This is a genomic window from Achromobacter sp. 01N37 (assembly GCF_056399725.1).
Genome location: NZ_JBFTRX010000001.1, coordinates 697398 through 715547 on the forward strand (window position 1 = coordinate 697398; position 18150 = coordinate 715547).

Consider the following 18150-nt stretch of genomic DNA (forward strand, 5'->3'; position numbering starts at 1 on the left):
TTCAGACCTGGTGGACGGGGTGTTTGGGGGCGCCAGCGCCGGGGGCGGCTGCAAAATCCGGCCCGGCCAGCACGGCGCGCAAGGCTTCGATTTCGGCGGCCACATCGGCCAGCGCGGGCGAGGGGGCGGTGATGGCGGTGACGGGCATGGCCACGCCTTGGTCGACGGCGACGCTCATGGCGTGCAAGGCGTCGGCCAATTGCGCAACTTCGGCGGCGCTGGGCGGCGTCTGGCCTTCCGGCCACGACCACGCGGTGTCCGAGATGGCGTTGGCCACGCGTTCCAGCGCCACCTCGACCGGCCACCACGCCAGCGCGCGGCGGCTGACCAGACGCGGTTCAGACAGCCCGCGCTGCAAGGCGATGCGCAGGTCAGACAGCCGCGCATAGGCGCGAGCGCGCAGGTCATGGCGGTTGGCCGGATCGGCCTGGAATACGGTGTTCAGATAGGCCGCCAAGGTGTCCATCGACGCGGACACGGCGTGGTCCAGGTTGCTGCGTTCGATGCGTATCCAGGGCAGGTATCCCACCACAAGCACAATGCCGGCCGCCACGCCTACATCCACCAGCCGGGCCAATGCGATGGTCCAGGTGCCGGGTTGCAGGGCGCCAATCAACAGCATCAGGATGGGCACCAGAATGGCCGAGAACAAACCGTAGTTGCGGCGAATGGACCAGGGCAGCAACGCGGCCAGCGCCGCCACCGTCAGCAGGCTGGCCACACCGCTCTGGTCCACGGCCAGCACGGTCGCGCTGATGGCCACGCCCACCACGCTGCCGCCGCAGCTTTGCAGCGCGCGCGCAAAGACCGACCCAAAGTTCGGTTTGAAGATGACCACGACAATCAGCGGCACCCAGTACGACCGGGGCAGCGATGCGGCCATCGCCACGGCTTCCGCCGCGATCAGGCACAGCGCCAGCCGGATCAGGTAGCGCACCGTCGTGGGCCCGGGCCGATACGTGCGCGCCAGCACCCGCCAGGGCGTGCGCGGCCGCACGGGCGCAAGCCCCGCCAGCGGGTCCGGGTTGACGGGCTTTGCGCCATCCAGCAACGGCAACGCCTGCGCCAGGGCGTCTGCCAGTTGCGGCATATTGGCCAGGCGCAAGGCGGCGATATCGTCGCCTGGGTCGGGTTCAGCGTCGTTCTCCACGCGATCCGCCAGGCGGTTCATGACGCGCGCACATTCAGGCGGCAGCACGCGGCCCGCACGCGCCAGCGCCAGCGCGGCATTGGTCAGCGGCGTGCAGGCCTGCAACTGCGCCGCCAGCCGCGCCAGCCGGGGCGATGGCCCCATCGCCCGGCCACGCGCTGCCAGCACGGTGTCGTAAGCGGTGGTCATGGCCGCTTCCATATCGCGGCGCGCCACCATCGTGCGCGACGTGCCAATGGCGGCGAACATGGCGGCCAGCTTGCGGTACGCCAGCGCCACGGCGGCGCGTTCGGGCGCGATGGGGTTCACCACCCACCCCGACAAGGTCAGCGCCAAGCCGAACAAGCCGCCTGCGCCCACCAGCACCGACGGCAGCCAGGGCGGCAGGGTCGAGGTCAGGCTCGCGCCCACAATGACGTACACCGCGAATTGCAGCGTGGCCACCGCGGCGATGTTGTTGAAGGTGCCGATCAGGCTGGCGATGAGCACCAGCAGCGTCATCGCGGCGCTGGTCCACAAGCCATGTCCAGCCACCAGGTTGCCCAGCAGGTAGCCCAAGGCGCCGCCAAATACGGTGGAGCCGATGGACAGCGCCCGGTTGCGGTAGGGGCCGCCGTTGTCGCCGGTGATGGCGGGCAGGGCGCCTAGCGCAACCAGGGCGGCGGCCGCGCTTTGGTCCAGCGCCAGGCCCACCGCCGATGGCAAGCCGATCGCCAGCGCCGCACGCAGCGCCACCCATCGGCTGACGGGCGAAGGCTCCATATGGGCCAGGCTCATCAGCCAGCGCATGTTCGAGCTGCGCGCGCCGCGGGTCAGGAATGAGCGGGACACGGCGGCTTCAGAGTGGGTGACATCGTGGCGGCGACATCATGGTGGGGGGGCGTCAGGCCTTGATCAGCGGCGCCACATCGGGCGCGGCCAGCCGGAAGTAGTCTTCCGTGTTCAACAGAATGGACGCGTCCAGGCGGCCGGCATTGAACACGATTTCATCGTGGCGTAAGCGCAGGGTGGGGTCCACCAGCAAGTGCAGCTCGGGGTTGAAGGAAAAGGGCGGGATGGCGCCGATCTCGCACCCGGTCAGTTCGCGCGCCAGGTCTTGCGAGGCCAGCGACGCCTTTTTGCCGCCCGCGGCGCGTGCAATGGCGTCCAGGTCGGCCTGCTGGTCGGCCGGAAACACGGCCAGCACGTTCTTGCGCACGTTGGACGAGATCTTCACCCGGCAGACCAGCGCCTTGGCGCCCTGGCTGACTTCGGTGCCGCGTATGGCGGCAACTTCCACGGATCGGCCCGCCGCCGCGTGTTCGATCAGGCGGTGGCGAACCTGGTGCTGGGCGAGCAGGGCTTGAAGGCGTTCAAAGACTTCCATGGCGGCAATAGAAAGGTGGACGGACGGGGGCCGCAATTCGCGGCCCCGCACGTCGCATGATACGCCCGCCAGCGGCGCTCAGATGTCTCCGGTGAAGGCATAGCCCCAGCCCCAAACGGTGCGGATGGGCAGCTCTACGTTCACGTCCAGCGCCTTGCGCCGCAAGCGGCTGACGACGACGTCGGTGCGGCGGACGGATTCGCGTCCGGCTTGCGGGTCCACGCCCGGCGGGTCGCTGCGCGGCAAGCGTTTGTCGGCGGACGCCGTGAGCTTGAGCATGAACTCGCGCTCGGCCAAGGTCAAAGACAGCCGCGTGCCTTGCGGGCTGACCAGCGTCCAGGCGGCGTCGTGGAATTGCCATTTTCCCGGCGCATCGGCGATGACCGGCGCGGCGGGCACGACGCGCGGCTCGATCTCCGGCACGAGCGGGCGGCGCCCCGTGGCCGGAACGCGGCGCACCAGCGCCTGCAATGCCGCGGCGATTTCGGCGGTGGCCACGTCGGGCTGAAAGCAGGCGTCGGCGCCGCAATGCAGCCCCAGGATGCGGTTTTCAGGCGTGTCGAAGGTTGAGACCGCAACAATGCCGGCGGTGGTGTCCATGGCGCGCAGACCTGCGACTGCCATACAAAGGTCGGTTAATTCGGCTTCCATCACCAACAAAGGCGTGCGGCGCGCCTGGAACAGGCGGAACAGGCCATTGGAGTCCTCACAGCGTCGAGGCGAAAATCCCATGCCAGCCAGTGCGTCGCTGCGGCGCACTCGTTGGTCGGGATCGGGAGAGAAGACGATCAGGTCTAGTAGGTCATTCATGAATCGTAGTGATCTGTGCAGCTTGAGCGCATGCATGATGCTACGGATACCACCATTTCCCAAACGTCGCACAACGCCACTTTCGTACCCGAATTCTCAGACATGATTGCGGGCCATCTGCTACGCGCGGGCGGGGTGCGCACGCCTGATCGGGTCGAACATTGTTTGAATCAGAGAAAGGTGCCACCCCTCTGACTCGGGGTTGAACGCGCGGGCGCTATCGGGTTGCAGTGGCGGGCGCAGCATCCGCGGGTTCGTTCCACCAGCCGCCGCCCAGCGCTTGCAGCAGCGCTGCGGTATCCGCATAGCGCGCGGCATCCGCCTCGGTGCGTGCAATGCGCGTTTGCAGCAGCTGGCGCTGGCTGTCCAGCAGGCTTTGATGGCTGATGCCGCCGGCTTGATACCGGCCTTGCGCGATGCGTTCGGCGTCCTCGGCGCGGCGCCAGGCCTGGTCATAGGCAGCGAAGGCTTCGCCATCGGTTTGCACGGCGCGCAGCGCATCGGCGACTTGGCGAAAACCATCCAGCACGGTCTGCCGGTACGACGCGGCAGCCGCTTCATACGCGGCTTCGGCCGAGCGTTTGCGCGCCCGAAGTTCACCGCCGCGAAATAAGGGTTGCACCAATCCCAGCCCCAGGTTCCACACGTTCACGCCGTTGCCAATATCGCCCACGCTGGTGCGTTGCGACCCAAAACTGGCCGTTAATGTGAACTGCGGATACTGATTTGCCGTGGCCACGCCCACATCCGCGGACGCTTTATGCCACAACGCTTCGGCGGCCAGAATGTCGGGCCGCTGCCGTGTCAGGGCGGACGGCACGCCGGTGGGAACGTCGGCGGGCAGCGTCAGGTCGGCCAGGCGCAACGGCGGCGTCGTCAGCGCAGCGGGCGGCAAGCCCAGATAGACGGCCAATTGGTGCGTGGCCTGCGACAACTGCTTATCCAGTGGCGGCAAGGTGGCGCGCGTTTGCGCCACCAGCAATTCCTGATTGCTCAAGTCCGCCTGCGCGACGCCGCCCGCAGCCACGCGTTGCCGCATGATGTCTTGCTGACGCAGCTGCGCCGCCAGCAATTCGCGGGTGGCGGCCAGCCGTTCGGACAAGTCCGCCTGGCGGATCGCGGCGGTGACCACGTTGGCGGCCAGTGACATCCGCGCGGCCTGCCATTCGTGCGACTGATAATCCACTTGCGCGGCCATGCCTTCCAGCGCGCGGCGGTTGCCGCCAAACACATCCAGCGTGTAGGACACATCAATGGACGCGTTGTAGAGCGTGAACGGTGGCGGCGGTTCCGCAACGGGCACGCCATAAGCGGACGGGTCCACCTTCTTGCGGGCACCCGACAGGTTGGCGTCAACCGATGGGGCCAGGCGGCCGCCCGTCTCGGCGTCCAGATCTTCACTAGCCTGGCGCAGCCGCGCGCGCGCTTCATCCAAGGTGGGGCTGGCCTCTAGCGCCTGGCGCACCAATTGATCCAGCGCGTCGGAATGGAAAAGCGTCCACCATTGCGCGGGGATATCGGCGCCGGGTTTCAGTTGCTGTGCGCCGCTTGTTGTGGCGCTGTCTTGCGCGGAGTACGCCGCCACATCCGGTGCGGCGGGCGTCTGAAAATCAGGCCCCACCGCGCATCCGGAAACCAGCAGCGCAAGCAGGCTCAGCGCCGCCAGGGGTGGGCGCTGGTGCGGTAAAGAAAAAGGTGGGGGCAGGGACATGGCGCGTCAATCCAGGGTTCGGCGATAGAACTTCACGGCAAGGGTCATGACGACGGCCGTGAACAGGATCAGCGGCCAGATGCTGGGCCACAGGTCCCACCAGCCGTTGCCTTTGAGCAGAATGCCGCGGATCAGCCGGTTGAAATGCGTCAGCGGCAGCAGGTTGCCCAGGTACTGTGCCCACATCGGCATGCCCTGAAACGGGAACATGAAGCCGGACAACAGCATGTTGGGCAGGAAATAAAACATGGTCAGCTGCATGGCTTGCAGCTGGTTCTGCGCCAGCGACGACAGCGTGATCCCCACCGTCAGGTTCGCCGCCACGAACAGCAGCGCCGCCATATACACCGACAACAGGCTGCCCAGAATTGGCACATGGAACACAAAGTGCGCGGCCAGCAAAATGATGGTGGCCTGGATCAGGCCGATAGCGATGTAGGGCACGATCTTGCCCGTCATCACCTCAAGCGGGCGCACCGGCATGGCCAGCAGGTTTTCCATCGTGCCGCGCTCGCGTTCGCGCGTCATGGCAAGGCCCGTCATCATCACAAGCGTCATCGTCAGGATCACGCCCATCAGGCCCGGCACGGTGTTGTATTGCGAGATCTGCTCTTCGTTATAGAGCTGGTGCACGCGCACGTCGAACGCGGGTTGCCCGCCCGCCAGTCCGGCCAGCGGCCCCGTCAGGTCCTTCTGCGCCACGGCTTGTGTCAACTGCGTGGCCGCGCCAATCGCCATGCCGGTGGCCATGGGGTCGGTGGCGTCGGCTTCAATCAGCAACGCGGGGCGCTCGCCGCGCAATAAGCGGCGCGAGAAGTCCGGCGGGATCGTCACGACGAACAGCACGCGGCCTTGCGCCAGCGCCGCGCGGCCGGCTTCCTCGTTGTCCAGTTCTTCGGTGATGTGGAAATAGTCTGACGACTTCATCGCCGCGATGAAGCTGCGCGTGAAGGGGCTGTGGTCGGCGGTGATGACCGCCGTGGGCATCAGCTTGGGGTCGGTATTGATGGCGTAACCGAACAACGCCAGCTGCATGATGGGCAGGCCCACAATCATGCCGAACGTGATGCGGTCGCGGCGCAGTTGCAGGAACTCTTTGAGCACCATGCTCCACCAGCGCGACCACGAAAAGCCCTGCAAATGGCGCATCATGGCGGGCTCGCGAAGTTGTCGGTGGACCGGTTCATCAAATAGATGAAGACGTCTTCAAGACTGGTGTCGATGCGTTCCAGCCGCAGGTCCTGGCCGTCGATGGCCTGGCGCAGCGTGCGTTCAAGCAGTTCGGCGTCGCGGCCGCTGATGTGCAGCGCCGAGCCGAAGGCGACGGTCTGGTCTACGCCCGGCGCGCCGCGCAAGCGCTTGCCCAGCGGCACCAGGTTATGGCCGTGGATGGCCCAGGTGGTCAGGTGCTGTTCGGTAATCACTTCGTCTGCCGTGCCTTGCGTCAGCAGACGGCCATACGAGATATAGGCCAGCTTGTGGCAGCGCTCGGCTTCGTCCATGTAATGCGTGCTGACCAGCACCGAGATGCCGCGCGCGGCCAGTTCATGCAGCTGTTCCCAGAAGTCGCGCCGCGCTGTCGGGTCCACGCCTGCGGTGGGTTCGTCCAGCAGCAGCAGGCGCGGTTCGTGCAGCAGGCAGGCGGCCAGCGCCAGCCGTTGCTTCCATCCGCCCGACAGCGACCCCGTCAACTGTTTGGCGCGGCTTTGCAGGCCCAGCTCTTCCAGCGCGCGGTCCACGGTGTCGTTGCGCTGCGGCATGCCATACATGCGCGCCACGAAGTCCAGGTTTTCGCGAATCGTCAGGTCATCCCAGTACGAGAATTTTTGCGTCATGTAGCCCACATGCCGCTTGATCTCGGCGCTTTCGCGCAGGATGTCGAAGCCCAGGCAGGTGCCGCTGCCCGAGTCGGGCGTCAACAGGCCGCACATCAGGCGGATGCAGGTGGTCTTGCCGCTGCCGTTGGGGCCAAGAAAGCCGAAGATCTCGCCTTCCTGCACGCGCAGCGACACATCGTTGACGACGTGCTTGTCGCCAAAATGCTTGTTCAGCCCATGCACGTCGATGACGGCGCGCCCGGGGTCGGGCACGGCGCTGGGGGCGGGGCGGGCGTTGTCCGGCGCGTTCATTGCAGCGTTGCCTCAACGGGCTGGCCCGGATGCAGGCGCGTGGCGGCGTCGGGAGTGGGGCGCGCTTCAACCATGTACACCAGCTTGCTGCGGTTTTCGCGGCTGTAGATGACGGGCGGCGTGTACTCGGCCTGATTCGACACGTAGTCGATATGCACGGGTATCGGGTCGCCGCAGCCGTCGCAGCGCAAGGTGGCCTGCTGGCCGACTTTCAATGCGCCCACCACCGTTTCCGGTACGAAGAAGCGCACCTTGATGTTGCCGGGCGGAAGCAGGCTGACGACGGGGCTGCCGGCGGGCACCCATTCGCCCACGCGGTACATCGTGTCAAACACCTGGCCTGCCGCCGGGGCGCCCAGCTGCTTTTGCGCCAGCGTCCATTCGGCTTGGGCGAGTGTGGCGCGCGCGGCATCGACCTGGGCGGCCTGCGCGCGGCGCTGATCCTGCCGGCCGGGCAGGTTGGCCACTTCCAATTGCGCGCGCAGTTCACGCACGCGGGCGGCGTCCGACTGCGCCTGTTCGCGGCTGTCGTCCAGCTGCGCGCGCGCAATCCCGCCGATGCGGAATTGTGCGGCGTCGCGTTGCAGTTGCGCGGCCGAGCGGCGGCTGGCGGCTTCGGCCTGCGCCAACTGCGCGCGGCTCACATCCACTTCTTCCGGGCGTTTGCCGGTGGCGATGTCTTCCAGCTGCGCGGTGGCCGCCGCCAATTGCGCGCTGGCCTGATCGCGGGCCGCGCGTTCGCGCGTGGCCTCCAGCGTGAACAGCGGCGCGTCGGCTGCAACCTGCTGCCCGCGTTTGACGGCCAGCGCATCCAGCCGGCCAGCTTCGGACGAGGCCACATACACGTAATCGCCTTCGACATAGCCTTGATAGAAGGGGTGGCTGTCGTTGCCGCAACCGGCCAGCAGCAGCAGCGCCAGCGTGGGCAAAGAACAATGCAACAGCGGGCGCGGCATGCTCATGGTTGGCATTCCTGGGGGGCGGGGGTGGGCGGGGCCGGCGGCGAAAACAAACCGCCAGTCAGCATGGCGATGGCGTGGGCGGCGATGGCGCGGGTGTCGATCGCTTGCGCTTGCGCATCGCCTTGCCAGATGCGGCGCCACAGGTTGGACGTGGCAAGCGGCAGCAAGGTCAGGCCAAGAATGGACAGGAACACCAGCCGGGGTTCCACGCCCGGCGTGATCCCGCCCTGGCCCTGGGCTTGTGCAATAAGCCCCGCAAACACCTGCAAGCGTTCTGACGGCAGATGGGGCAACACGCGTTCGCGCAACTGGCCCCCTTCGTTGACGACTTCATGCATCCACAAGGCGGGCAGCCACGGCCGTTCGGTGGCGCTCTGCACGATGCGGTTGACGATTTCAACCAGGTAGCGGCGTGCGGCGGCGGCGGGGTCCGCGTTCGTGTCGCCTGCGGATTCCGCCATCAACGGCACCGGCGCCCACACGAAGCCGATCACCGGCAAGACCCGCTCCTGCACCACGGCATCAATCAACTGGTCGCGGCTCTTGAAGTAGTAATGCAGCATCGCCGGCGTGACGGCCGCAAGCTGGGCGATATGCGAAATGGTGGTGGCCGCCACGCCTTGGGCGGCGAACAGGCCCGTGGCGATGTCGAGCAAGTTGGCGCGCATGGCGGCGTTGTCGGGGCGCACGGGGCGGCCGGGACGGCGCGGGGTGGAAGAGGGCGAAGACATGGGCCGCAGTTTAATTAAGTCTTTAATTAATTAAAAGGGGAGCAAGCGCCAGGGTTACAAAACAGTGGGCGGGGCTTCGATGGTGTAATGGGCCGTTCCCCATCTTGCCACCCGGGCCTTGCCCGCAAGACCCGGGCGGCTTCCCCCGTAGGAGGCTGGATTCATGTCGCAATCACCGTCGATCAACCGCCGTATCGTGCTTGCCGCTCGCCCGCATGGCGAACCGGCAGACAGCGATTTCCGTCTGGAAACAGGCGAAGTCCCGAAGCCCGGCCCCGGCCAGGTGCTGCTGCGCACTGTGTACTTGTCGCTGGACCCTTACATGCGCGGCCGCATGAGCGATGCGCCGTCCTACGCCGAGCCCGTGCAAGTGGGGCAGCCCATGGTGGGCGGCACCGTCACGCGCGTGGTGGCGTCGAATCATCCTGATTTCCCCGTGGGCGAATGGGTGCTGGCCCAGTCCGGCTGGCAGGACTACGCCTTGTCCGATGGCGCGGGCCTGTTGCGCTTGGGCGCCAAGCCGCAGCATCCGTCGTATTCGCTGGGCGTGCTGGGCATGCCCGGCTTTACCGGCTACATGGGGCTGCTGGACATCGGCAAACCCAAGGCGGGTGAGACCGTTGTCGTGGCCGCCGCCAGCGGCGCGGTGGGCGCGGTCGTGGGGCAGATCGCCAAAATCCACGGCTGCAAGGTCGTGGGCATTGCGGGCGGCGCGGACAAGTGCCGCTATGTGGTTGATGAGCTGGGCTTTGACGACTGCCTGGACCACAAGCTGCCCGATCTGGCCGGCCGCCTGGCGCGCGCCGTGCCGCAAGGCATTGACGTGTATTTCGAAAACGTGGGCGGCGCGGTGTTTGATGCGGTGCTGCCGCTCTTGAACCCGCGTGCGCGCGTGCCGGTCTGCGGCCTGATCTCGGCCTACAACGCCACCAGCCAGCCGGAAGGCCCCGACCGTCTGGCGCTGCTGATGCGCACCATCCTGACCAAGCGCCTGACGTTCCAGGGCTTCATCATCTTCAACGAATACGCGCATCGCTATGGTGAATTCCGTGACGCGATGGAAGGGCTGATCCAGCAAGGGCGCATCAAGTATCGCGAGGACGTGGTTGAAGGCCTGGAGAACGCGCCGCGCGGCTTGATGGGCCTGTTGAAGGGCGAAAACGCGGGCAAGCGCATTGTGCGCGTCGGCCCGGACGAGCAACCCGCAGCTTAAGGACGCACAACATGAAAATCCTGATCGTGCTGACTTCCCACGACACGCTGGGCAACACGGGCCGCAAGACCGGCTTCTGGCTGGAGGAGTTTGCCGCGCCGTACTACGCGTTTGTCGACGCGGGCGCGACGGTGACGCTGGCCTCGCCGCAAGGCGGCCAGCCGCCGCTGGACCCCAAGAGCGATGACCCCGACGCGCAGACGGACGACACGCGCCGTTTTCGCCAGGATGCCGAGGCCCAGCGCCTATTGGCGTCCACCCGCCGCCTGGCCGAGGTGCAGGCGGCGGACTACGACGCGGTGTTCTATCCGGGCGGCCATGGCCCTTTGTGGGACTTGGCGGAAGACGCCAAATCGGTGGCCTTGATTGAAACGATGCTGGCGGCGGGCAAGCCGGTATCGGCGGTGTGCCACGCGCCCGGCGTGCTGCGCCACGCGAAGACCGCTGATGGCAAACCGCTGGTGCAAGGCCGCCAGGTCACGGGCTTTTCCAACGCGGAAGAGGCGGCGGTGCAACTGACCGACGTGGTGCCTTTTCTGGTGGAAGATGAACTGGTCCGCTTGGGCGGCGTGTACAGCAAGGGGCCGGATTGGCAGCCCTATGTGGTCAGCGATGGTTTGCTGGTTACGGGGCAGAACCCGGCATCGTCAGTGGGAGTGGCGCAGGCCTTGCTGGCGCGGCTGAAGAACTGATAATGGCCTGAAATCGTTGCCAGCTGGAGCGGGGCGGCGGCAAAGGCAGCATCTGCGCCGCTTGCCGGGTCATTGGTCTGTTTGGGTTGAAGTTCGGCACACTGTGTCAGAATTGCTACTTTCTGACACAAGCGTGCCTCTCCGTTGCAGCGGCGCGCCTTCCCTGATGCCTCCCGACGTACCCGAAAACCCCGAAGGTTCCAGCGGCTGTCATGCCGCCGCAGGTTCCTGCGAGGCCGCGCTGTTTGCGGCCATGAAAGCGCGTGATCTCGCCACCGGCCGCCACTGCGACCGCGTGGTCGCCTTAAGTGTGGCGCTGGCCCAAGCCTGCGGCCTGAGCGAATCCGAACAAGCGGCCGTTGCCGTCGCCGCCCGCCTGCATGACGTGGGCAAGATCGGCACCCCTGACCGCGTGCTGTTTTCGCCGAACCGGCTGGAAGCGGAAGACTGGGAAATCATGAAGGGGCATGCCGCAACCGGCGCCGACATCATCATGCACAGCGCCATGCCGCAGCGCGATCTGATCGCGCTGGCGGTACGGCATCATCATGAACATTTCGATGGGTCGGGCTACCCGGCCGGGCTGTCGGGACACGACATCCCGATGCTCTCGCGCATTATTTCGCTGGCCGATTCCTACGATGCGCTGGGCGATACGCGGCCGTACCATCCTGCTCGGTCGCACGCCGAGATCATGCGCATCCTGAATCGCGAAGCGGGGTCAAAATGCGACCCCGACATGCTGCGCGTGTTTGAAGCGATGATTCTGATCAGCCCGTTGCGGGTGCCGTGAATGACAGGCGGTAGTTATAGGCGCTAACTACAGGCGCTAACTACAGCCGGTAATTACAGCCGGTAATTACAGCCGGTAATTACAGCCTGTACTTCGCCGCCACCACGGCCAGATCTTGCAGCGTGCGTTGCTGCCACGCTGCGTCGTGGCCCAGTTCTTCGGCCAGGATGCGCGCCACTTCCGGGGCGGCCAGCATTGCGGCTTCGCTGTCCAGGAACAGCGCGCGGTTGCGGCGCGCCAGCACGTCTTCGGCGCTGCGCGCAAGTTCAAAGCGCGCCGCGAAACGCACGTGCGCTTCGGTCAGGCCGCTGGCCTTGATCAGCATGCGCTCGGCGCCCGGCAAGGCCTTCAGCGTGGCCAGATCGCTGCCGTAATAGCTGTCCGGCGTGCCCGCGTGTTCTTGCGCAGGCGACAGGCCCGACGCGCCATGCAAGGGCAGGGACTCGGTGCGGCAGGTGGCTTGCGTCAGCAGCTGATGCTGAATCGCCGTGTCCACCACGTCTTGCGCCATGCGGCGGTAGGTCGTCCACTTGCCGCCCGTTACCGTCACCAGCCCGGCGTTGGACACCAGAATGGTGTGCTCGCGCGACAGCTGCTTGGTCGACGCATCGCCCGTAGCCTTGACCAGCGGACGCAGGCCCGCCCAGACGCTGGTGACGTCATCGCGCGTGGGCTTGCGGCTAAGGTAGCGCGCGGCCGTGCTCAGAATGAAGTCCACATCCTGCGCGCCCGCTTCCGGGTCCAGCGGCAGGTCGTTGCGCGGCGTGTCGGTCGTGCCGACGATGGTGTGACCATTCCATGGCACCACGAACAGCACGCGGCCGTCGTCGGTTTTCGGGATCAGGATGGCGCGCTTGCCCGGCAGGAAATCCTGCGGCAAGGTCAGGTGCACGCCCTGGCTGGGCGCCACCATGGTCTGCGCGTTCTTGTCTTCCATGCGGCGCACGGCGTCCACCCAGACGCCCGTGGCGTTGATCACGCAACGCGCGCGCAGCGAAAAGCTGGCGCCGCCGATCACGTCTTGGGCAGTCACGCCGTCCACCTTGCCGTTGCTGGTGGTCAGGCCCGTGGCGCGCACGTAGTTCACCGCCGTGCCACCCAGATCGAACAGCGTGCGCATCAGGCTCATGGCCAGGCGCGCGTCATCGAACTGGCCGTCGTAATACAGCACGCCGCCCTTCAAACCGCGGCCGTTGACCTTTTCAGCCAGCGTCGGCGCGTTGGCTAGCGTGTCGCGGCGCGACAGCCAACGGCTGGGCGCCAGGTTCAGCTTGCCGGCCAGCATGTCGTACATCTTCAGGCCGATGCCGTAGAAGGGCTGATCCAGCAGGTTGTAGGCCGGCACCACAAAGCCCAGCGGCCACACCAGATGCGGCGCGTTGCGGTTGAGCAGGCCACGTTCGTGCAGCGCTTCGCGCACCAGGCTGACGTTGCCTTGCGCCAGATAGCGCACGCCGCCGTGCACCAGCTTGGTGGCTTTGCTTGACGTGCCTTTGGCGAAGTCGGCGCCTTCGATCAGCAGCGTGCGAAACCCGCGCGAGGCGGCATCCACGGCGGTGCCCAGGCCCGTTGCGCCGCCGCCGATGACGATGACGTCCCAGGACGGCGTGTTGTCCAGCGTGGACAACAGGCGGTTGCGATCGGGCGGGGTGACGTTGGCTAGCGGTTGGTTCATAAGTTGTTGCGGCAAAGCCGCCAATTAAATACGGGTGGATTCGTGCGGGGCGTCAGTGGCGGGCGGGTGGCCCGGGTCTGGCGCTCCCGGGTCTGGCGTTCACATTCAAGCGGGGGTTGCCGAGGAGGTCGTCGTGACGGTTGCGCCAGCCGGATTCGGGGCCGCCGCAACGTCGCAGCGCACGCCGGAATCCAGCAACACTTGCGCCAGCGGTTCCTGCGGATGCGCGTCGGTAAAGAAACGGTCGATCTGCGAGATATGCGCCAGTTCCACCATGGCCTGGCGCTTGAACTTGCTGCTGTCTGCCGCCAGCCAGACCTCGCGCGATTGCTCGATGATGGTTCGCGCCACGCGCACTTCGCGGAAGTCGTAGTCGCGCAGCGTGCCATCGGCTTCGATGCCCGAAATGCCGATCAGCCCGATGTCCACCTTGAACTGGCGGATGAAATCCATGGTGGCTTCGCCGACGATGCCGCGGTCGCGCGACCGCACCACGCCGCCCGCCACGATGACTTCACAGTCCGGGTTGTCAGACAGAATGTCCGCCACATGCAGGTTGTTCGTGATGACGCGCAAGCCGCGATGGCGCAGCAGGGCGCGCGCGATGGCTTCGGTGGTGGTGCCAATGTTCAGGATCAGCGAACAGCCGTCCGGCACGGCGCGCGCCACGGCTTCGGCAATGCGCTGCTTGCCGGCCGCGTGCAGGCCCTGGCGCTTGCGGTAGGCAATGTTCTCGATGGTGGACGCTTCAATGCGCACGCCGCCATGGAAGCGCGACAGCAGGCCGGCTTCCGAAAGGATGTTCACGTCCCGCCGCACGGTTTGCAGCGTGACGTCAAAGCGTTTGGCGAGTTCTTCGATCGTGGCCGAGCCTTGGGCTCGCACCATTTCGACCAAGGCGCTCTGTCGTGGATTTAATGTCATATGCGAATGATAAAACAACAAAAGCGAAAAATAATGCCGCACTGCAAGATTGTTTTTTGTTCGCTTCTTCGGTAAAACGCACAAAAAACGAAAGCCATCTGAAAGAGTATGCTCATCGTGTTGCGCCCCTGCGCGCAACGGCTGGGAAGTTGTGCCGCGCTGTACCGAATGCCGAAGTCCGTTTGTAAAAACAGGGACATATAAGTAGGTTGAGGAGACTAGATGCAGCTGACCCTGGACAGGATAGGTTTGCGCGCCGGTTCGCAAACGCACCTGACTCCCATGAGCCTGGCCCCGGTTCCGGGCGCCATGACGGTGCTGCTGGGGGTGACCCTGGCCGGCAAAACCTCGTTGATGCGCATCATGGCCGGGCTGGACCGGCCCACCGAAGGCCGCGTGCTGGTCGATGGCGCCGACGTCACAGGCGTTCCCGTGCGCCAGCGCAACGTCGCGATGGTGTATCAGCAGTTCATCAATTACCCGTCCATGTCGGTTTACGACAACATTGCGTCGCCGCTGAAGCTGCGCGGCGAACGGGACATCCGCGAAAAAGTTCGCGCCATGGCGGCGCGCCTGCACATAGACCACTTGCTTGAGCGCTATCCGTCTGAATTGTCGGGCGGGCAGCAGCAGCGGGTGGCGCTGGCGCGCGCGCTGGTCAAGGACGCGCCGCTCATCCTGCTGGACGAGCCGCTCGTCAATCTGGACTACAAGCTGCGCGAAGAATTGCGCGACGAGCTTTCGGAATTGTTCGCAGAAGGGCGCTCGACCGTGGTGTATGCCACGACGGAGCCGGGCGAAGCGCTGTTGTTGGGCGGCCACACCGCCGTGCTGGATGCCGGCGAACTGCTGCAATACGGCCCCACCGCCGAGGTCTTTCACCGGCCCAATTCCATCCGGGTGGCGCGCGCGTTCAGCGACCCGCCCATGAACCTGTTTCCCGCGCGGCGCACCGGCACGGGTTTCGTCCTGCAAGGCGAGCTGGCGGTGGACCGCCACTTGCCCGCCAACGCCGGGGGCGACATCACCGCCGGCTTGCGGGCGGGCGCGCTGGATGTGGAACCGCGCGCGGGCCACCTGAGCCTGCCGGGCACGGTGAAGCTGGCCGAGATTTCAGGTTCCGACACCTTTGTGCATGCCGAAACCGCAGCGGGCGATGTGGTGGCGCAGTTGCCGGGGGTGCACCGGTACAAGCTGGACGAGCGCGTGCAGCTGTATTTCGACCCCGCGCAGACCTATGCCTTTGGCGCCGACGGCGCGCTGCTGGCCGCGCCGCGCCAGCCCGCGGGCGCCGGGGAGCTGACCTGATGGCGCAGATTGAGCTGGACCTTTCCCATTCCTACGTCGCCCATCCCCAAACCGACGAGGACTACGCGCTGCTGCCGCTGAAGTTCACGTTCCGCGATGGCGGCGCGTACGCTTTGCTGGGGCCATCGGGCTGCGGCAAGACAACATTGCTTAACTGCGTGTCGGGGCTGCTGCAGCCGTCGCATGGCCGGATTCTGTTCGATGGGCAGGACGTCACGGCCAAGACGCCGCAGGCGCGCAACATCGCTCAGGTGTTCCAGTTCCCGGTCGTATACGACACGATGACGGTGGCCGAAAACCTGGCGTTCCCGCTGCGCAACCGGGGCATCCCGCCAGACCGCATCCGCGAACGTGTGGGCCGCATCGCCGAGATGCTGGAAATGTCGTCCGTGCTGGACCGGCGCGCAAGCGGCCTGACGGCGGACGCCAAGCAGAAGATCTCGCTGGGCCGGGGCCTGGTGCGCAGCGACGTGTCGGCGATTTTGTTTGATGAACCGCTTACCGTCATCGACCCCCAGTTGAAATGGGAGTTGCGCAGAAAGCTCAAGGAAATCCATCACGAATTCAAGCTGACGCTGATCTACGTCACCCACGACCAGACCGAAGCGCTGACCTTTGCCGACCAGGTCATGGTGATGGCGCGTGGCCGCGCCGTGCAGGTGGGCAGCGCGGACGACTTGTTCGAACGGCCCGCGCATACCTTCGTGGGCCATTTCATCGGTTCGCCGGGCATGAACTTCCTGCCAGCGCAGTGGCGCGAGGGCGGGCTGACGGTAGGGCAGGCGCGGGTGGAAGGAGCAAGCGGCGAGCTCGCCGCCAAGCTGGAAGGCGCCGGCCCCGTCAAGCTGGGCGTGCGGCCTGAATACCTGCGCGTCACCGAACCCGGCGCGGCCGGCGGCGTGCCCATGCGGGTGGAGCGCGTGCAAGACGTGGGCACCTACACCTTGCTGGTGGCCGACTTCGAAGGCACCGCCGTGCGCGCCAGGCTGGGCAGCAACATCGTGCCCGTGGCGGCGGGCGGCACGGTCTGGCTGTCGGTGCTGAATCCGCACACCTGCTTTTATCGCGACGAGGTGCTGATCCCATGAAACCCATCGATCATCGAGCCTGGTTCCTGGTGTTGCCCGTGGTGCTGTGCGTGGCGTTTTCGGCGATCTTGCCGCTGATGACCATCGTCAACTACTCGGTGCAAGACATCATTTCCCCCGAACGCCGCGTGTTCGTCGGCACGGAATGGTTTGCCGCTGTCTTGCAGGACGAAGAATTGCACGGCGCCTTGTTCCGGCAGATCGGCTTTTCGCTGGCGGTGCTGGCCATTGAGATTCCGCTGGGCATTTTGCTGGCGCTGTCCATGCCCGCCAGCGGCTGGCGCGCCTCTGCCGTGCTGGTCATCATCGCGCTGTCGTTGCTGATTCCGTGGAACGTGGTGGGCACCATCTGGCAGGTGTTCGGCCGCACCGACATCGGCCTGCTGGGCGCCACCTTGACCTGGCTGGGGGTGGACTACAACTACACCGGCAACGACCTCGACGCCTGGGTGACCGTGCTGGTCATGGACGTGTGGCACTGGACGCCGCTGGTCGCGCTGCTGTGTTACGCGGGCCTGCGCGCCATTCCCGACGCCTACTACCAGGCCGCGCGCATCGACGGGGCGTCGCGGCTGGCCGTGTTCCGCTACATCCAGCTGCCCAAGATGCGCGGCGTGCTGATGATTGCCGTGCTGCTGCGCTTTATGGACAGCTTCATGATCTACACCGAGCCGTTCGTGCTGACCGGCGGCGGGCCGGGCAACTCCACCACGTTCCTGTCGCAATACCTGACGCAAAAAGCCGTGGGCCAGTTCGACCTGGGCCCGGCCGCGGCGTTCTCGATCATCTACTTCCTGATCATCCTGCTGCTGTGCTTCATCCTCTACAACTGGATGCAGCGCGCAGGCACCTCCGGCGGCCTGGACGAGGAGCATCCCCATGCGTGACCAATCCACCTGGTGGCGTTCCGCCTTCCTGATCCTGTACCTGGTGTTCGCCATCCTGCCGCTGTACTGGATGCTGAACATGTCGTTCAAGACCAATACGGAAATCGTCAGCACGCTGACGCTGTGGCCGCGCGACTTCACGTTCGAGCATTACCGCACCATCTTCACTGACCGGGCCTGGTATTCGGGCTACATCAACTCGCTGATCTACGTGGTCATCAACACCGTGATCTCGCTGGCCGTGGCGCTGCCCGCGGCCTATGCGTTTTCGCGCTACCGCTTCATCGGCGACAAGCACGTGTTCTTCTGGCTGCTCACCAACCGCATGACGCCGCCCGCCGTGTTCCTCTTGCCGTTCTTTCAGCTGTACAGCTCGTTCGGCCTGATGGACACGCACCTGGCCGTGGCGCTGGCGCATCTGGTGTTCAACGTGCCGCTGGCCGTGTGGATTCTGGAAGGCTTCATGTCGGGCGTGCCGCGCGAAATTGACGAAACCGCCTATGTCGACGGCTACTCGTTTCCACGTTTTTTCCTGACGATCTTCCTGCCGCTGATCAAGTCGGGGGTAGGCGTGGCGGCCTTCTTCTGCTTCATGTTCAGCTGGGTGGAACTGCTGCTGGCGCGCACGCTCACGTCGGTGAACGCCAAGCCCATCGTCGCCACCATGACCCGAACCGTGTCGGCCTCCGGCATGGACTGGGGCGTGCTGGC

The 18150-nt window shown here is 65.8% G+C and carries 17 protein-coding genes; 7 read left to right on the forward strand and 10 right to left on the reverse strand.

Translation table 11 applies throughout. The annotated features are described in order from the left end of the window. Position 1 precedes the first annotated feature (1 nt). The 8 genes from AC1DSJ_RS03050 to AC1DSJ_RS03085 all read right to left on the reverse strand — a co-directional run bounded on the left by AC1DSJ_RS03050 (position 2) and on the right by AC1DSJ_RS03085 (position 8859). The gene (locus tag AC1DSJ_RS03050; protein WP_441370987.1) at positions 2-1981 is read right to left on the reverse strand and encodes an FUSC family protein; all 1980 of its coding nucleotides are present in this window, start codon (positions 1979-1981) and stop codon (positions 2-4) included. 52 nt (positions 1982-2033) lie between these two features. Further along, positions 2034-2516: a YbaK/prolyl-tRNA synthetase associated domain-containing protein gene (locus AC1DSJ_RS03055; protein ID WP_441370988.1), complete on the reverse strand. Its 483-nt coding sequence runs from the start codon at positions 2514-2516 to the stop codon at positions 2034-2036. A gap of 78 nt (positions 2517-2594) precedes the next feature. Further along, the gene (locus AC1DSJ_RS03060; RefSeq protein WP_054421676.1) at positions 2595-3326 is read right to left on the reverse strand and encodes a response regulator transcription factor; all 732 of its coding nucleotides are present in this window, start codon (positions 3324-3326) and stop codon (positions 2595-2597) included. Between the two features lie 217 nt (positions 3327-3543). Then, a complete protein-coding gene (locus AC1DSJ_RS03065; RefSeq protein WP_441370989.1) occupies positions 3544-5037 on the reverse strand; it encodes an efflux transporter outer membrane subunit in 1494 nt (497 codons plus the stop codon). Positions 5038-5043: 6 nt separating this feature from the next. After that, entirely contained in the window at positions 5044-6189 is a 1146-nt protein-coding gene (locus AC1DSJ_RS03070; RefSeq protein WP_441370990.1) for an ABC transporter permease, read from the reverse strand. Continuing rightward, positions 6186-7166, reverse strand: coding sequence for an ABC transporter ATP-binding protein (locus AC1DSJ_RS03075; RefSeq protein WP_441370991.1), 981 nt, complete (start codon positions 7164-7166; stop codon positions 6186-6188). Before AC1DSJ_RS03075 ends, AC1DSJ_RS03070 begins: the two co-directional genes overlap by 4 nt. Beyond that, positions 7163-8128 (reverse strand): HlyD family secretion protein, encoded by a 966-nt coding sequence (locus tag AC1DSJ_RS03080; RefSeq protein ID WP_054421686.1) that lies wholly within the window; start codon positions 8126-8128, stop codon positions 7163-7165. Before AC1DSJ_RS03080 ends, AC1DSJ_RS03075 begins: the two co-directional genes overlap by 4 nt. Beyond that, positions 8125-8859, reverse strand: a complete 735-nt coding sequence (locus AC1DSJ_RS03085; RefSeq protein ID WP_441370992.1) for a TetR/AcrR family transcriptional regulator — start codon at positions 8857-8859, stop codon at positions 8125-8127. Before AC1DSJ_RS03085 ends, AC1DSJ_RS03080 begins: the two co-directional genes overlap by 4 nt. Before the next feature lie 163 nt (positions 8860-9022). Here AC1DSJ_RS03085 and AC1DSJ_RS03090 point away from each other — a divergent pair, with 163 nt between their 5' ends. From AC1DSJ_RS03090 to AC1DSJ_RS03100, 3 genes are all read left to right on the forward strand, one after another. Continuing rightward, entirely contained in the window at positions 9023-10072 is a 1050-nt protein-coding gene (locus tag AC1DSJ_RS03090; RefSeq protein ID WP_175169064.1) for an NADP-dependent oxidoreductase, read from the forward strand. A gap of 11 nt (positions 10073-10083) precedes the next feature. Beyond that, the gene (locus AC1DSJ_RS03095) at positions 10084-10764 is read left to right on the forward strand and encodes a type 1 glutamine amidotransferase domain-containing protein (protein ID WP_175169063.1); all 681 of its coding nucleotides are present in this window, start codon (positions 10084-10086) and stop codon (positions 10762-10764) included. Between the two features lie 166 nt (positions 10765-10930). Continuing rightward, positions 10931-11557: an HD-GYP domain-containing protein gene (locus AC1DSJ_RS03100; protein ID WP_342065990.1), complete on the forward strand. Its 627-nt coding sequence runs from the start codon at positions 10931-10933 to the stop codon at positions 11555-11557. A gap of 79 nt (positions 11558-11636) precedes the next feature. Here AC1DSJ_RS03100 and AC1DSJ_RS03105 read toward each other — a convergent pair whose 3' ends face one another. Continuing rightward, the gene (locus tag AC1DSJ_RS03105; RefSeq protein WP_054421697.1) at positions 11637-13232 is read right to left on the reverse strand and encodes a glycerol-3-phosphate dehydrogenase/oxidase; all 1596 of its coding nucleotides are present in this window, start codon (positions 13230-13232) and stop codon (positions 11637-11639) included. Positions 13233-13337: 105 nt separating this feature from the next. Next, positions 13338-14156 (reverse strand): DeoR/GlpR family DNA-binding transcription regulator, encoded by an 819-nt coding sequence (locus AC1DSJ_RS03110; protein WP_217483338.1) that lies wholly within the window; start codon positions 14154-14156, stop codon positions 13338-13340. Between the two features lie 222 nt (positions 14157-14378). Here AC1DSJ_RS03110 and AC1DSJ_RS03115 point away from each other — a divergent pair, with 222 nt between their 5' ends. From AC1DSJ_RS03115 to AC1DSJ_RS03130, 4 genes are all read left to right on the forward strand, one after another. Further along, positions 14379-15464 carry an ABC transporter ATP-binding protein gene (locus tag AC1DSJ_RS03115; protein WP_427951967.1) on the forward strand — a complete coding sequence of 362 codons (1086 nt, stop codon included), beginning with the start codon at positions 14379-14381 and terminating at the stop codon, positions 15462-15464. Beyond that, positions 15464-16552 carry an ABC transporter ATP-binding protein gene (locus AC1DSJ_RS03120; protein ID WP_441370993.1) on the forward strand — a complete coding sequence of 363 codons (1089 nt, stop codon included), beginning with the start codon at positions 15464-15466 and terminating at the stop codon, positions 16550-16552. Before AC1DSJ_RS03115 ends, AC1DSJ_RS03120 begins: the two co-directional genes overlap by 1 nt. Then, a complete protein-coding gene (locus AC1DSJ_RS03125; RefSeq protein ID WP_441370994.1) occupies positions 16549-17439 on the forward strand; it encodes a carbohydrate ABC transporter permease in 891 nt (296 codons plus the stop codon). Before AC1DSJ_RS03120 ends, AC1DSJ_RS03125 begins: the two co-directional genes overlap by 4 nt. Further along, on the forward strand, positions 17432-18150 hold a 719-nt coding region (locus AC1DSJ_RS03130), incomplete at its 3' end, for a carbohydrate ABC transporter permease (protein WP_476760263.1). The genes AC1DSJ_RS03125 and AC1DSJ_RS03130, both read left to right, overlap by 8 nt.